The sequence below is a fragment of the Rhodococcus coprophilus NBRC 100603 genome (assembly GCF_001895045.1).
Taxonomy (GTDB): domain Bacteria; phylum Actinomycetota; class Actinomycetes; order Mycobacteriales; family Mycobacteriaceae; genus Rhodococcus; species Rhodococcus coprophilus.
This window is the reverse complement of sequence record NZ_BDAM01000002.1, coordinates 290,119-304,477: the sequence shown is the minus strand read 5'-3', so window position 1 is coordinate 304,477 and position 14,359 is coordinate 290,119. Positions and strand designations below refer to the sequence as shown.

Sequence of the window (14,359 nt, the reverse complement as noted above, 5' to 3'; positions counted from 1 at the left end):
GCGGACTTCGCGGGGGCGGACTGCTGGGGAGCTTCCTCGGCAGCCGGTTCTTCGGCGGCGGGCTCCTCGGCAGGTTCTGCGGGCTCTTCGGCAGGAGGCGTGGAGTCGTCGGCGGATTCGCCGGCGTCACCGATCACAGCGAGTTCGCCACCGATCTCGACGGTGTCGTCTTCCTGCGCGACGATCTTGACCAGGACGCCTGCCGCGGGCGAGGGGATCTCGGTGTCGACCTTGTCAGTGGAGACTTCGAGCAAGGGTTCGTCGACATCGACCGTGTCTCCTTCCTGCTTGAGCCATCGCGTGACAGTTCCCTCGGTGACGCTTTCACCAAGCGCTGGCATCTGGACGGAGAAGGCCATGTCTGTTGACTCCTCGACGGTTGTGTTCGTGTGTGTTGAGTTGTACCGACTCGTGGTCGACAACCATTGTGTGGTCGTCACCATTGTGCTCGAGGCCGGGGACTCGTGCGGGTGCTTCAGGGGTAGACGGACCGCTGCCCAAGCGAGGCATGGCCGTATCCATCCTTGCACCCGTCCTCTCGCTGCGTTCGCGGAGGGGCAGGACCGTCTCACACCTCGGACAGTGCACGCCCTGCTCGTCGCGGATGGTGCCGCGCGAGCAGGGCATGCCCCGGTGGTGGGTCAGCCGCGTTCGGCGATGTCCTCGATGACGGTGATCATCGTGCGTACCGGCACTCCGGTCCCGCCCTTGCCGACGTACCCGAAGGGGCCACCTGTGTTGAACGCCGGGCCGGCGACGTCGATATGGGCCCATTGCACGCCCTCGGCGACGAACTCCTTCAGGAACAGGCCCGCGGCGAGCATGCCGCCCCACCGGTGCGGAGTGACGTTCGCGAGATCCGCGACCCGCGATTCGAGATCGCCGCGCAGTTCCGCTGGCAACGGCATCGGCCAGCCGTTCTCACCGACCTCCTGAGACAGCGCAGCGACCCGGTCGCGGAACTCGTCGGTGCCCATCACGCCGGGGGTGCGATTGCCCAGGGCGACCATCTGGGCGCCGGTGAGCGTCGCGGTGTCGATGAGGTAGTCGGGTGCGTCCTCGCAGGCACGCACGATCGCGTCGGCGAGGATGAGCCGTCCCTCGGCGTCGGTGTTGATGACCTCGATGGTGGTGCCGCCGTACTGGGTCAGCACGTCACCCGGGCGCTGCGCGGTCGACGACGGCATGTTCTCGGCCATCGGGACGGTGGCGACCACATCGGCGGCGACACCGAGCTTGGCGGCCAGCACGACGGTGGCGACCACAGCCGCGGCGCCGGCCATGTCGGACGTCATCGCTTCCATGCCGGCGGCGGGCTTGATCGAGATGCCGCCGGTGTCGAACGTGACGCCCTTGCCCACGAGAGCGACCTTCGGCGCCTTGCGCTTCTTCGCCGAGTAGGACAGTCGCACCAGGCGCGGCGGACGCGACGAGCCCTTGCCGACACCGACGATCCCGCCGAAGCCCTGCTTTTCGAGAGCCTTCTCGTCGAGCACCTCGACCTCGAGGCCGGCGGCTTCACCGAGTGCCTTCGCACGTGCGGCGAACTCGGCCGGGTAGAGGTGGCTCGGCGGGGTGTTGACGAACTCGCGGGCGGTCGCCACAGCCTCGGCGATCGCGGTGGCCCGGGCGAGGGTCGCCTTCGCGGCCCGGTCGCGCACGGACGGGACGAGCAGTTCGACCCGAGTGGCGTGGCGTGCGTCGTCCTTGGGTGCGGACTTCGCGGACCGGAACTCGGTGAAGGTGTAGGAACCGAGCGCGAAGCCTTCCGCCGCGGCACCGAGATCGACCGACGACAACGTGGTCGCGACGGTGGACACGCCGGTCAGTGCGCGGGCAGCGGCTCCGGCGGAACGACGGACCTGCTCGGCGTCGATGCGATCCGCGGCACCGAGGCCGACGGCGAGCACGCTCGCGACGGGAAGCGACGCCGGTGCCGGAACCCGGGTGAGTTCCTCGCTGCGGCCGGTGGCGCCGACGGCCTGCAGCGTGTCGAGCAGTTCGCCGAGCACCGATTCGTCGACGGGACCGTCGCCGAACAGGATCTCGGCGCCGTTGTCGGACGAGGTGAGGCCGATGACGAGAACCTCGGCTCGCTTGGAGACCGAACCGGCGAGGGCGAGTTCGGGAAGTTCGGGGGTCGGTGTGCTCACAGGCAACTCCTAGGAAGCGGGGGTGATGGTTCGATGCTAGTGACCACCGCCCGGACGGTGGCAGCGGTGGGATAGCGTCGGCGACATGAGTGACGAGGAACTCCAGCAGGGACCCATCCATGCCGTCCATGTCGAACTCGGCGCCACCTTCGCGCCGTTCGGCGGGTGGGAGATGCCCGTGTCCTATGCGGGGACCGTGGCCGAGCACACCGCGGTGCGTGACGCCGTGGGCCTGTTCGATGTCAGCCACCTCGGCAAGGCCCTCGTGGCGGGGCCGGGCGCCGCCGAGTTCGTGAACGCCTCTCTCACCAACGATCTCGGCAAGATCGGCCCAGGTAAGGCGCAGTACACCCTGTGCTGCACCGAGACCGGGGGAGTCACCGACGACCTCATCGTCTACTACGTCTCGGACGAAGAACTGTTCCTCGTCCCCAACGCGGCGAACACCGCTGCGGTCGTCGCGGCGCTCTCCGCTGCGGCACCGGACGGCGTGACCGTGACGGACCAGCATCGCGACTACGCAGTGTTCGCCGTGCAGGGGCCGCGGTCCGAGGAGGTGCTCACAACTCTCGGGTTGCCCACCGAGATCGACTACATGGGTTTCGTGGACGCGGACTACCAGGGCGCGCCGGTGCGGGTGTGCCGCAGCGGCTACACCGGTGAGCGCGGCTACGAGGTGCTGCCGCGATGGGACGATGCGGAAACCCTGTTCCGGGCGCTCGTCGAGGCGGTCCGGACCGCCGGCGGACAGGTTGCCGGTCTCGGTGCCCGCGACACGCTGCGCACGGAAATGGGTTACGCCCTGCACGGGCACGAACTGTCGCTCGACATCTCGCCCGTCCAGGCCAGGGTGGGCTGGGCCGTCGGATGGAAGAAGCCGCAGTTCTGGGGCCGCGACGCCCTGCTGGCCGAGAAGGAAGCCGGACCGGCGCGGCGCCTGTGGGGACTCCGGGCCCTCGATCGTGGGGTGCTGCGGCAGGGACTGACGGTCTCCCGTAACGGGCAACCTGTCGGGGAGACCACGTCGGGAACGTTCTCGCCCACGCTCAAGGTCGGAATCGCGCTCGCTCTGCTCGACACCGCGCCGGGAATCGCCGCCGGAGACGAGGTCACCGTGGACGTGCGAGGCCGTACATTACGGGCCGAGGTCGTGAGCCCGCCGTTCGTGGAGGACCACACCAAGTAGGGGTCTTCCGCCTGATTGTTAGGATTGTCGGTCATGACAGGTGTCCTCGATTTCGTCCGCATCCCGCATTCCTCCCCGAGCTCCGCGGAGCGGCGACAGGAGATTCTGTCCGAGCCCGGTTTCGGGCAGTACTTCACCGACCACATGGTGTCGATCACCTACACCGAGGGCGTGGGCTGGCACGACGCGAAGGTCGAGCCGTACGCCCCGATCCAGATCGATCCGGCGGCGATGGTGCTGCACTACGGACAGGCGATCTTCGAAGGACTCAAGGCGTACCGCCAGGCGGACGGCAGCATCTCGTCGTTCCGGATGGACGCCAACGCGGAACGCATGAATCGGTCCGCCGAGCGACTGGCCATGCCCGCCCTGCCGACGGAGTTGTTCGCGCAGTCCATCCGAGAACTGCTCGACGTCGACCACGAGTGGGTTCCCGCCGCGGGCGGGGAGGAGTCGCTGTACCTGCGGCCCTTCATGTTCGCGACCGAACCTGCACTCGGCGTGCGGCCCGCCAAGGAGTACCGCTACCTCCTCATCGCCTCGCCCGCCGGCGCGTACTTCCCGCGCGGCGTCCGGCCGGTGAGCGTGTGGCTCTCGCGTGAGTACGTGCGCGCGGCGCCCGGGGGCACCGGTGCCGCCAAGTTCGCCGGCAACTACGCGGCGTCGCTCGTCGCGCAGGCCCACGCCGCCGAACAGGGCTGTGACCAGGTGGTGTGGCTCGACGCCATCGAACGCAAGTACGTCGAGGAGATGGGCGGGATGAACCTGTACTTCGTGTACGGGTCCGGCGCGGACGCCCGTCTCGTCACCCCGGAACTGTCGGGGTCGTTGCTGCCCGGTATCACCCGCGACTCGTTGCTGACCCTCGCCAAGGATTCCGGCCTCGTCGTCGACGAACAGCGCATCAGCACCGACGAGTGGCGGGAGAAGGCCGCGAGCGGGGAGATCACCGAGGTGTTCGCGTGCGGCACCGCGGCCGTCATCACCCCGGTCGGCCGGATCAAGGACCACGAAGGTGAGTTCGTGATCGGCGACGGGGAGCCCGGAGAGGTGACGATGGCGCTGCGCGACACGCTGACCGGTATCCAGCGCGGCACCTTCGCCGACACGCACGGCTGGATGACGACGCTTCACGCATAGTCTCTGTAAGCAGGAAAGGGCCGCAACCGTAACGACGGTTGCGGCCCTTTCGGCTTTTCGGCCGAAGGCTCGGTCAGAGCGCGGTCGCGGCCACCAGAGCGACCGCTGCCACGGTGCCTTCCAGCGCTGCGCCCAGTACGTCGCCGTTGAGTCCGCCGAACCGGCGAGCGCAGTGCCGCACGAACAGCACCGTCAGGAGCAGCGTCGCGAGGACGGCCACCGGTCCGAGCCACGGAACCCCGGGGGTGACCAGGACACCGGCGGCCGTCGCCGCCACCGTCCACAACACGATCGGAACAGGGCCCTGGGTGCCGGCGACGAGACTGCCGAAGCGACTGCCAGGGGCGGCGGGGATGCCCCGGCGGCACGCGAGAACCACCGCGACCCGGCCTGCGACCACTGCGACGACGAAGGCAGCCCAGGCTCCGTCGTAGGCGAGCGCGCCGAACGCGGTCGCCTGGATGCCGAGCACGACGATCAGGGCGACGACACCGAAGGGACCCGCCCCACCGCTGTGCATCACCTCACGGGCTCGTTCCGGCGGTCCGTAACACCCCAGTCCGTCAGCTGTGTCACTCAGACCGTCGACGTGCATCCCCCGGGTCCCGGCCGCGAGTACACCGACACACAGAAACCCGGCGGCGAAGGCCGGCGCACCGGCGGTGCACGCGATCCAGGCCACCGCCGCTGCCACAGCACTCAGCACGACACCTGCGACGGGCGCGGCGGCGATCGCTCTGCCCGCGACCGGTCGGTCGATGTCGTGCGGTCCCCGCACGGGAAGGACGGTCAGCCAGGACAGAGCCAATGCCACGCCCTCGGTCCAGCGGCGCACCATCAGCCGAGGGACTTGGTGGGAGCCTCGTCGCGGGTACTCACTCCGGCCTCGGAGAAGGTCGCCATGTTAGCCAGGATCTCCACCGCGCCCTGCAGCACCGGAAGGGCCGTCACCGCGCCCGACCCTTCGCCCAGCCGCATATTCAGGTCCAGGATCGGTTCGAGCCGGAGGTGGCGCAGCGCGATGGTGTGTGCCGGTTCGGCGGACCGGTGCCCGGCGACCCACCAGCGTGCCGCGCCCGGTGTCAGTTCTTCTGCGACCATCGCCGCGGCGGTCACCACCACCCCGTCGAGGATCACCGGTGTGCGACGCACCGCCGCCTGTGACAGGAAGCCGGCCATCGCGGCGAAATCGGCGCCGCCGGCGGTGCGGAGCAGCGCGATCGGATCGCGGGTGTGCGGCCGGGCGCGGCGCATGGCGTCGCGGATGGCGGTGAGTTTGCGCATCCAGCCGGCGTCGTCGACTCCCGTGCCGCGGCCGACGGCGGCCACCGGTTCGGTGTTGGTGAGAGTGGCGATGAGAACGGTGGCGGGGGTGGTGTTGCCGATTCCCATGTCGCCGGCGACGAGCAGGTCGGCACCTTCGTCGACTTCACGGTCGGCCAGCGCACGGCCTGCCTCGACCGCTCGTACCGTCTCCTCCTGGGTGAGGGCGTCCTCGCGGTCGATGCTGCCGCTCGACCGGCGGATCTTGTACGCGGAGACCTCGTCGGAGGTGTCACCGTCGACGGCCATGTCGACGACGCGGACACCGGCCCCGGCGGCGGCGGCGAGCACGTTGACCGCAGCGCCGCCCGCGACGAGGTTCGTGACCATCTGTGCGGTCACCTCGGGCGGGTAGGCCGATACGCCGTAGCGCGCGACTCCGTGGTCGCCGGCGAAGACCACGACGCGGGGTCGCCGGAACGGGTGCGGGGGAACCTCACCCTGGCACGCAGCGACCCAGCAACCGAGCTCCTCGAGCCGGCCGAGAGAACCGGCGGGCTTGGTCAGGTCCCGCTGCCGTTCCTCCGCGACGAGACGCACCTCCCGGTCCGGTGCGGTCAACTGGGGGAACTCGATGTCGGCGGGGGAGCCGGGGGTGCTGGTCACATGTCACCTCTCGCGTGTGGAATCACCGCTGACGCTATCAATTGGGCATGTGGCAGAAATCTGACGATAGATGTCTTTCCGGCCACTTTTGGGTAGGGGCCGCTGCCAGCAGGCTGGGACTATGGCAGACATCACCGTGATCATCGCCTTTCTCCTCGCCCTCGCGGCTGCCCCCGAGTTCGGGCGACTCCTCCCGCCCACTGCACCCCGATGGGTGGGCCGGGCGTGGTGGCGGAACAACGCGTTCCGGCCCACCGAAACGCCGCCCACCGAAACGCCGCCCACCGAAACGCCGCCCACCGAAACGCCGCCCACCGAAACGGGTCGGCCGCGGCTCTGCTCATCCGGGGACGAGCAGGCCGCGGCCGAAAAACCCGATGGGTGCGCAGCGGGCGAAGATGCCTAGACGGCGTCGCCGGCCTTGACCCGGGGAAGCGGCGCCCGCAGCTTCCTGATCTGCGACGCACGCACGAACGCGTACCAGCCCAGCCCGAACCCACCCTGAGCGGAATCGGGAAAACGCTCGCGGACCTTCCGGTTCACGAGCCGGCCGAGGTAGATGCCCTCGATGACCATCAGCAACATCAACAGGAACATCGCCAGGGTGACGTACTGCTGCACGACCGGGCCGAGGAACATCGACATGATCAGCAACAGTGCGAGCGGCATGAACAAGCCGACGAGATTGCGCCGGCTGTCGACGAGGTCGCGCACGTAGGCGCGCTCGGGACCGCGGTCGCGGGGAAGGAGGAACTTCTCCTCACCCGCGAGCATCCGGTTCCGGCGCTCGGACGCGGCGGCGCGGCGCTCGGCTGCGGCTGCTTTACGCTGATCCTTCGACTGCGACTTGCGCGCGGCTTTGCGCCGCTCGCGGGCTTCTTTCGCGGTCATCGGCGCAGGCGCGACCGGGCCGCGGCGTCGGGTCTCGGCGTCGCGACGCTTGGGTGTGGGGCGGCCCTTGCCGGTAGTAACCTTCGGGGCGGCAGCGGCAGCCTCCCCGTCGGGCAGGGCCTCGGGAACGGGAACCTCGTGGTCGGCGGACTCGTCGGAACCGCCGCGGCGTAGCAACTTCACCCTTCCAGGCTATGGGATATTCGCGGGAACGGGTAAATCAGGCTGCACTACCACCGTTTCTAGTAGCTCGTTCACGGGGAATACCTGAGGGCGCGGTACCGTTGAGGCATCCGGGTCCGACACGAACCATAGGTCCGACACGAAATACAGGGAGCGCCCATGACTGTGCAGCAAGAAACCGCCACTCACGGCGTCGTCCTGACCGAGGCCGCCGCTTCCAAGGCGAAGGCACTTCTCGATCAGGAGGGCCGTGACGACCTTGCACTGCGTATCGCCGTGCAGCCCGGCGGCTGCGCTGGCCTCCGGTACCAACTCTTCTTCGACGACCGCAGCCTCGACGGCGACCTGACCGTGGACTTCGGCGGCGTCAAGCTTTCCGTGGACCGGATGAGTGCCCCGTACGTCGAAGGTGCGTCGATCGACTTCGTCGACACCATCGAGAAGCAGGGCTTCACGATCGACAACCCGAATGCCACGGGTTCGTGCGCGTGCGGCGACTCGTTCAACTGAGTCGGTTTCGAGAGGGCCCCGGTGCGAGAGCGCCGGGGCCCTCTCGCATCTCCGGGTACCGTGATGACGCTGCGGCCTCGACCGAGCGCCTCGATCTCCCGACCTCCCTGCCGAAAGGTTCAGCCACGTGACCATCGCCGTGACCGGCTCCATTGCCACCGATCACCTCATGCGCTTCCCCGGCCGGTTCGCCGAACAGTTGCTCGCGGACCAGCTCGCCCACATCTCGCTGAGCTTCCTGGTCGACGACCTCGTCGTCCGACGTGGCGGTGTCGGCGGCAACATCGCGTTCGCGATGGGAGTGCTCGGGGGCTCCCCGGTGCTCGTGGGCGCGGTCGGCGCGGACTTCGCCGAGTACCGTGACTGGCTCGAGAAGCACGGAGTGAACTGCTCGTCGGTGCACGTGTCCGACACCGCGCATACGGCGAGATTCGTGTGCACGACCGACGAGGACATGGCGCAGATCGCGTCGTTCTACCCGGGCGCAATGTCCGAGGCCCGCGACATCTCCCTCGACGACATCGTGAAGGAGCACGGCGTCGACCTCGTGCTCATCGGTGCCAACGATCCCGATGCGATGATCCGCCACACCGACGAGTGCCGTCGGCTCGGCATCCCGTTCGTCGCGGATCCGTCCCAGCAGCTCGCGCGCCTCGACGGAAAGCAGGCCGCGCAGCTCATCGAGGGCGCCGAGTACCTGTTCACGAACGAATACGAGTGGGGGCTGCTCCAGCAGAAGACCGGCCTGACCGAAGAAGAGATCGGTGCGATGGTCGGTATGCGGGTCACCACTCTCGGCGGCAACGGTGCGAACATCGTCGACCGCGACGGCAACTGGGTCCATGTCGGCGTCGTCCCGGACCGTGAGAAGGTGGACCCCACCGGTGTCGGTGACGCCTTCCGGGCAGGGTTCCTCGTCGCGCACCGCGCCGGGCTGAGCGTCGAACGCGCCGCGCAACTCGGGTCGCTGGTCGCGGTGCACGTCCTCGAGACCACCGGCACACAGGAGTGGACCTTCGATCGCACCGAGGCGCTCGAGCGTCTTGCCGGCGCCTACGGCGCGGCGGCCGCGGACGAGATCGCCGCAATCCTCTAGTTCACCGCGTTGCCGCACCTGCAACGACGAAAGACGGTCGTGGGCACTTCCGCTCGGCGGAGTGCCCACGACCGTCTCTCTTCGTGCGGGTGGTGCCTAGACCTCGACCGGGTACGCCGGTTCCTGGATCTGCGGAACGATGCGCTCCTCGACGAAGATGCCGTGCCAGATCATGAACACCAGTACGGTCCACAACCGGCGACTGTGATCGACGGTGCCCACGCGGTGGTCCTCGAGCATCTTGGTCACGGCCGCCTTGTCGATCAGGTGGTCGGTGCCGGACTCTGCGATCACCTGATGCGCCCAGTCGAACAACTCGGTTCCGGCGAGCCAGTGGCGCAGCGGCACCGGGAACCCGAGCTTCGCGCGGTGCAGCACGTGCGGCGGGACGATGCCCTCGAGCGACTTGCGCAGCGCGTACTTGGTGGTGTCCTTGGTGATCTTCTGCTCGAGCGGCACCTGCGACGCCACGCGGTACACCTCGGGATCGAGGAACGGCACGCGCAGCTCGAGAGAGTTCGCCATGGTCATCTTGTCGGCCTTGACGAGGATGTCACCGCGCAACCACGTGAACAGGTCGAGGTGCTGCATCCGGGCGACCGGATCCCAGCCCACCGACCGCGCGTAGATCGGTGCGGTGACGTCCTGGTGCGTCCACTCGGGACGGAACTCGCGCAGCACGGAGCGCAACTGGGCGTCGCTGAAGCTGCGCGCGTTGCCGTAGTACCGCTCCTCGAGGGGCATCGAGCCGCGGTGCAGCAGGCTCTTGCCGCGCGTGCCTTCGGGGATGCGCTCCGACAGCTTCCTTGCGGCACGGCGCAGCGCCGGGGGAAGGAACTCGAACGGTCGCAGCGACAGCGGCTCCCGGTAGATGGTGTAGCCGCCGAACAACTCGTCCGCGCCCTCACCGGACAGTACAACCTTGACGTGCTTGCGGGCCTCCTTGGCGATGAACCAGAGGGGAACCAGCGCGGGGTCTGCGACGGGGTCGTCGAGGTACCAGACGATCTCGGGGATGGCAGCGGCGAACTCGGCGGGGGAGACGACCCGGACCACATGTCGCGCACCGATCGCGGCCGCAGACTCCGCGGCCACGTCGACCTCCGAATAGCCCTGCCGCTCGAAGCCCGCCGTGAAGGTGATGAGGTTCGGGTTGTGGCGCATCGCCAGGGCCGCGATCGCGGTCGAGTCGATGCCGCCCGACAGGAACGACCCCACCGTCACGTCGGCGCGCATGTGCTTGGCGACGGAGTCCTCGAGCGCGGCGGCGATCTCCTGATAGCGATCTTGTTCCCGACCCGCGGCGAACGGCCGCACCGGGAAGGTCGGTTCGAAGTACCGGGTGATCTCGGGCTCCGAACCCGGTGTCAGCCGGGCGTAGCAACCCGATTCGAGGCGCCGGATCTCCTTGTGGAGCGATTCGGGCTCCGGGACGTACTGCAGCACCGTGTAGTGCTCGACAGCGCGGGGATCGAGTTCGGTGCCGATCCCGATCAGGCCGGCCAGCTCGAGGAGGCTCTTCTTCTCGCTGCCGAACGCGGTGCCGGCAGTACCGGTCGCGAGGAAGAGCGGCTTGATGCCGAACGGATCGCGCGCCAGGAACAGCTCACGGTCGACGGTGTCCCAGATGGCGAACGCGAACATTCCACGGAGACGACGGACCGCCTCGGCGCCCCAATGGTGGTAGGCCGCGACGATCGTCTCGCTGTCGCCCTCGGTCGCGAACGTCGCGCCGAACTCGTCGGCGAGTTCCTTCCGTAACTCGAGGTAGTTGTAGATCTCCCCGTTGAAGGTCAGGGCATACCGGTCGGGCTGCTCCGGAGGACCCCACCGCAAGGGCTGATGCGAATGCGCGATGTCGATGATCGACAGCCTGTTGAACCCGAAGACGAGGTCGGCATCGTTCCAGGTGCCGTGTTCGTCCGGGCCGCGATGCCGTAGGCAGTGCATTGCGGACGCCACCTGGGCGACGGCCTCGTCGCTGGTGCCGTCGGTGGTCAGAAACCCGAGCAAGCCGCACACGCGTTCGGTACCTCATTCCGTTCGGGGTGTCAGGAACGAACCAGACGTCGAGCGCCGCGCAGGACCGCGGGAACTGTTCGCCGGCGTTCGTCGTTGTTCTCTGTGGAGTATGCCGCAGACAGCAGGGAGGGCGAGTCGGCGGCATCGCACAAAAACCGTCGTCACGTCCGTGCGCTCCGGGCGAATCCCCCGGCGCGACACTTTCTTCGTGCCCCGAGGATGGATAGCGGCCGGGTTTGGTCTACGCTGCGTAGTAATTGGGCTGGCCCTCTTGGTGTGCCCTACTGAAATTGCAGCGATCAGGAAGGCGTGAACGTGGCGCAAGGTCGGATCCTTCGGCGGTTCGGGCTCGCAGCATCACTCGGCATAGCAGCCTTGGTGCTGACCGGGTGTTCGAGCGAAGAAGTCCTTCGTTTCGGCTGGCCGGAGGGCGTGACCCCCCAAGCCGAGCGTATGCGGGACCTGTGGACGTGGTCGGTTGTCGCCGCCCTCGTCATGGGAATTCTCGTGTGGGCCCTCACCTTCTGGGTGATCATCGCCTACCGGCGACGGAAGGACTCTCCGGAGTTCCCGCGGCAGACGGCATACAACGTGCCGCTCGAGCTCGCGTACACGGCAGCACCGTTCGTTGCTGTGTGTGTCCTCTTCTACTTCACGGTCGTGGTGCAGAACTACGTCCTGGAGAAGGAAGACAACCCCAACGTGGTCGTCGACGTCACCGGTTTCCAGTGGAACTGGAAGTTCGGTTACCGCACGATCGATCTTCAGGACGGAAGCGAGCCGTACAACGGCATCGACCAGGCCGCTGAGGATGCAGTGCAGTTCGACGTCCCCAATGCGGACGACGAGCATGCCGAGCTGGGCCCGATTCACGGCGCACCGGTCGAAGACCTCTCGTACCTGCACTACGACAAGATCGAGACGATCGGCACCAGCAACGAGATTCCCGTTCTGGTCCTCCCGACCGGTAAGAGCATCGAGTTCCAGCTCGCCTCGTCCGACGTCATCCACTCCTTCTGGGTGCCCGAGTTCCTGTTCAAGCGCGACGTGAACCCGAACCCGATCCAGAACAACTCCGACCCGATCTTCCAGATCACGGAGATCGAGCGTGAAGGCGCCTTCGTCGGTCGCTGCGCGGAGATGTGCGGCACCTACCACGCGATGATGAACTTCGAGGTCCGCGCGGTCAGCCCTGAGGCCTTCGCCCGCTACATCGAACTGCGTAAGCCGGTCCAGGACGGCGGACAGGGTCTGTCCAACGCCGCCGCGCTCGAAGCCATCGGCCAGAGCCCCGTCGCCACGTCGACCGTGCCGTTCAAGACCGACCGCACCGACCGTTCCGCCACCGTCGCCGCCGGCGAGTGACCCGTCTCTTCGCCTTTCATCGACAAGGACAAGTGCTGATATGAAAATCGAAGCCAAGCTCTTCGAAGTGACGACGGTGTTCTTCGTGCTCGTCGCGATCGTGTACGGAACCTTCACGGGTCTGTCCCGCACGGGTATCGAGTGGGCAGGTCTCACCGGCATCGTGCTGTCGGCCGGACTGACCCTCATCATCGGAACGTACTTCCGGTTCGTGGCCCGTCGCCTCGACACCCGGCCGGAAGACTACGAGGATGCCGAGATCAGCGACGGTGCAGGCGACCTCGGGTTCTTCAGCGCGGGCAGCTTCTGGCCGATCCTGCTGGCCGGTTCGGCAGCCTTCGCGGCCATCTCGCTGGCGTTCTTCCAGCCCTGGATGATCGCGGGCGCTGTGGTGCTCATCCTCGCGGCCTCCGCCGGTCTGGTCTTCGAGTACCACATCGGTCCCGAGAAGCACTGAGCGAACTTCCTACGCCACTGCGGGCGCCACACCTTCGTGTGTGGCGCCCGCAGTCGTATGAGGGCAGGTCGCCGCGAGGTCGTCCGGGTGGCTTCGCCCGGCCGAGCATACCGGCGGGCTGTTACGCGAGGCAGGCGATTGGGTACCTTTTGGAAGTCGACCCGCGACCGCGTGTCGCACGATCGACAGATTGTGGAGGTTCCCCGTGGCTGGTGGTCTCGTCGCCCTGCTGGACGACGTCGCAGCGCTTGCAAAAGCGGCAGCGGCGTCCATCGACGACATCGGTGCTGCGGCCGGAAAGGCGAGTGTCAAGGCGGCTGGGGTGGTAGTCGACGACACCGCCGTGACACCCCGCTACGTACACGGGTTCAGCCCGGACAGAGAACTGCCGATCATTCGCAAGATCGCGATCGGCTCGATCCGCAACAAACTTCTGATCATCCTGCCCGTGGCGATGATCCTGAGCGAATTCCTGCCGCAGGCACTGCCGTACCTGCTGATCGCGGGCGGTCTCTTCCTCTGTTACGAGGGGGCGGAGAAGGTCTACGAGGCGCTCACCGGCGGCCATCACGCCGACGAGAACGCGGCAGCTCCCGAAACCGGCCCGGAACTCGAGAAGACGATGGTCAACGGTGCGATCCGTACCGACCTCATCCTGTCGGCGGAGATCATGGTCATCTCGCTCTCGTCGGTCGAATCCGAATCGTTCCTCACCCGCCTTATGGTGCTGATCGTCGTCGCGCTCCTTATCACGGTGCTGGTCTACGGTGTGGTCGCGCTGATCGTGAAGATGGACGACGTGGGCTTGTCGCTCGCGCGGCGGTCGTCGTCGTTCGCGCGCAGGGTCGGGCGGGGCCTCGTCGCGGCGATGCCGAAGGTGATGACGGTGCTCACCGTGGTGGGCATCGCGGCGATGCTGTGGGTCGGCGGCCACATCCTGATCATCAACGTGGGTGAGGCAGGGTTCCACTGGCCGGCAGATCGTCTCCACGATCTCGAACACTGGTTCGGCGATCTCGTGCGTGGCGGGTTCGGTGGTGTTCTGTCCTGGACGTCCGGGACTGTGGTCTCGGCCCTGGTCGGGCTCGTCGTCGGCGCGCTGGTGGTGCTGATCATGCATCTGATTCCGAAGCGGAAGAAGACCACCGCCTCTGCGCACTGAATATTCTCGCGCCCAAGTCGTTTGAGCGTGCTTGTGCCGGTTATCCGGGATGTCCCACCAAGGGTGGGCGGCACACCCGGTTCGCAATCGGCCACGCATTGCGAACCTTCCGAGAGGACCTCGTCGGCGCGTGCTTCGGCGGGGTCCTCGCATTTTCCCGGCTTCCGAGATGGGCGTCTTACGTCTGAAGGCCCTGCTCGCCGACGTGCAACGCATCGGGGTAGTTCTCGTCGCCGGGCAGGTTTGGTGCACCCGGCAGCGGAAA

At 67.5% G+C, this 14,359-nt stretch carries 14 protein-coding genes; 8 read left to right on the top strand and 6 right to left on the bottom strand.

Features of this window, described 5'->3' with window-relative positions; all coding sequences use genetic code 11:
- Together RDCOP1_RS05785 and RDCOP1_RS05780 are read right to left on the bottom strand one after the other, a co-directional pair.
- Positions 1 to 359 (bottom strand): biotin/lipoyl-containing protein (locus RDCOP1_RS05785; protein WP_304362875.1); only part of this gene is annotated, 359 nt, incomplete at its 3' end.
- A gap of 282 nt (positions 360 to 641) precedes the next feature.
- Positions 642 to 2,153, bottom strand: a complete 1,512-nt coding sequence (locus RDCOP1_RS05780) for a leucyl aminopeptidase (protein ID WP_072699154.1) — start codon at positions 2,151 to 2,153, stop codon at positions 642 to 644.
- Positions 2,154 to 2,238: 85 nt separating this feature from the next.
- Here RDCOP1_RS05780 and gcvT point away from each other — a divergent pair, with 85 nt between their 5' ends.
- Both gcvT and RDCOP1_RS05770 read left to right on the top strand, forming a co-directional pair.
- Positions 2,239 to 3,339 (top strand): glycine cleavage system aminomethyltransferase GcvT, encoded by a 1,101-nt coding sequence (gcvT, locus tag RDCOP1_RS05775; RefSeq protein ID WP_072699153.1) that lies wholly within the window; start codon positions 2,239 to 2,241, stop codon positions 3,337 to 3,339.
- Positions 3,340 to 3,372: 33 nt separating this feature from the next.
- Positions 3,373 to 4,479 carry a branched-chain amino acid aminotransferase gene (locus RDCOP1_RS05770; RefSeq protein WP_072699152.1) on the top strand — a complete coding sequence of 369 codons (1,107 nt, stop codon included), beginning with the start codon at positions 3,373 to 3,375 and terminating at the stop codon, positions 4,477 to 4,479.
- A gap of 73 nt (positions 4,480 to 4,552) precedes the next feature.
- On the opposite strand, the gene RDCOP1_RS05765 is transcribed toward RDCOP1_RS05770, so the two are convergent.
- Positions 4,553 to 5,317, bottom strand: a complete 765-nt coding sequence (locus RDCOP1_RS05765; RefSeq protein ID WP_072699151.1) for an adenosylcobinamide-GDP ribazoletransferase — start codon at positions 5,315 to 5,317, stop codon at positions 4,553 to 4,555.
- Positions 5,317 to 6,408, bottom strand: coding sequence for a nicotinate-nucleotide--dimethylbenzimidazole phosphoribosyltransferase (cobT, locus tag RDCOP1_RS05760; protein ID WP_072699150.1), 1,092 nt, complete (start codon positions 6,406 to 6,408; stop codon positions 5,317 to 5,319). Before cobT ends, RDCOP1_RS05765 begins: the two co-directional genes overlap by 1 nt.
- A 121-nt stretch (positions 6,409 to 6,529) precedes the next feature.
- Here cobT and RDCOP1_RS05755 point away from each other — a divergent pair, with 121 nt between their 5' ends.
- Entirely contained in the window at positions 6,530 to 6,814 is a 285-nt protein-coding gene (locus tag RDCOP1_RS05755) for a hypothetical protein (protein WP_072699149.1), read from the top strand.
- On the opposite strand, the gene RDCOP1_RS05750 is transcribed toward RDCOP1_RS05755, so the two are convergent.
- Positions 6,811 to 7,482: a DUF3043 domain-containing protein gene (locus tag RDCOP1_RS05750; protein ID WP_072699148.1), complete on the bottom strand. Its 672-nt coding sequence runs from the start codon at positions 7,480 to 7,482 to the stop codon at positions 6,811 to 6,813. The two genes, RDCOP1_RS05755 and RDCOP1_RS05750, sit on opposite strands and share 4 nt — an antisense overlap.
- A gap of 159 nt (positions 7,483 to 7,641) precedes the next feature.
- On the opposite strand from RDCOP1_RS05750, the gene RDCOP1_RS05745 reads away from it, so the two are divergent.
- Positions 7,642 to 7,992: an iron-sulfur cluster assembly accessory protein gene (locus tag RDCOP1_RS05745; RefSeq protein ID WP_072699147.1), complete on the top strand. Its 351-nt coding sequence runs from the start codon at positions 7,642 to 7,644 to the stop codon at positions 7,990 to 7,992.
- Positions 7,993 to 8,119: 127 nt separating this feature from the next.
- Positions 8,120 to 9,088 carry a carbohydrate kinase family protein gene (locus RDCOP1_RS05740; RefSeq protein ID WP_072699146.1) on the top strand — a complete coding sequence of 323 codons (969 nt, stop codon included), beginning with the start codon at positions 8,120 to 8,122 and terminating at the stop codon, positions 9,086 to 9,088.
- 96 nt (positions 9,089 to 9,184) lie between these two features.
- On the opposite strand, the gene asnB is transcribed toward RDCOP1_RS05740, so the two are convergent.
- Positions 9,185 to 11,110, bottom strand: a complete 1,926-nt coding sequence (asnB, locus tag RDCOP1_RS05735; RefSeq protein WP_072699145.1) for an asparagine synthase (glutamine-hydrolyzing) — start codon at positions 11,108 to 11,110, stop codon at positions 9,185 to 9,187.
- Between the two features lie 309 nt (positions 11,111 to 11,419).
- On the opposite strand from asnB, the gene ctaC reads away from it, so the two are divergent.
- The 3 genes from ctaC to RDCOP1_RS05720 all read left to right on the top strand — a co-directional run bounded on the left by ctaC (position 11,420) and on the right by RDCOP1_RS05720 (position 14,094).
- Positions 11,420 to 12,475, top strand: coding sequence for an aa3-type cytochrome oxidase subunit II (gene ctaC / locus RDCOP1_RS05730; RefSeq protein WP_072699144.1), 1,056 nt, complete (start codon positions 11,420 to 11,422; stop codon positions 12,473 to 12,475).
- Between the two features lie 40 nt (positions 12,476 to 12,515).
- Positions 12,516 to 12,932, top strand: a complete 417-nt coding sequence (locus RDCOP1_RS05725) for a cytochrome c oxidase subunit 4 (RefSeq protein WP_072699143.1) — start codon at positions 12,516 to 12,518, stop codon at positions 12,930 to 12,932.
- Positions 12,933 to 13,137: 205 nt separating this feature from the next.
- On the top strand, positions 13,138 to 14,094 hold the full coding sequence (locus tag RDCOP1_RS05720; RefSeq protein ID WP_072699142.1) for a DUF808 domain-containing protein: 957 nt from the start codon (positions 13,138 to 13,140) through the stop codon (positions 14,092 to 14,094).
- Positions 14,095 to 14,359: the final 265 nt, after the last annotated feature.

Bases quoted from the DNA above. Each gene is read 5' to 3' on its own strand.
- gcvT (WP_072699153.1), top strand. From the start codon at position 2,239: ATGAGTGACGAGGAACTCCAGCAGGGACCCATCCATGCCGTCCATGTC.
- RDCOP1_RS05765 (WP_072699151.1), bottom strand. From the start codon at position 5,317: ATGGTGCGCCGCTGGACCGAGGGCGTGGCATTGGCTCTGTCCTGGCTG.
- RDCOP1_RS05770 (WP_072699152.1), top strand. From the start codon at position 3,373: ATGACAGGTGTCCTCGATTTCGTCCGCATCCCGCATTCCTCCCCGAGC.
- RDCOP1_RS05745 (WP_072699147.1), top strand. From the start codon at position 7,642: ATGACTGTGCAGCAAGAAACCGCCACTCACGGCGTCGTCCTGACCGAG.
- RDCOP1_RS05725 (WP_072699143.1), top strand. From the start codon at position 12,516: ATGAAAATCGAAGCCAAGCTCTTCGAAGTGACGACGGTGTTCTTCGTG.
- RDCOP1_RS05755 (WP_072699149.1), top strand. From the start codon at position 6,530: ATGGCAGACATCACCGTGATCATCGCCTTTCTCCTCGCCCTCGCGGCT.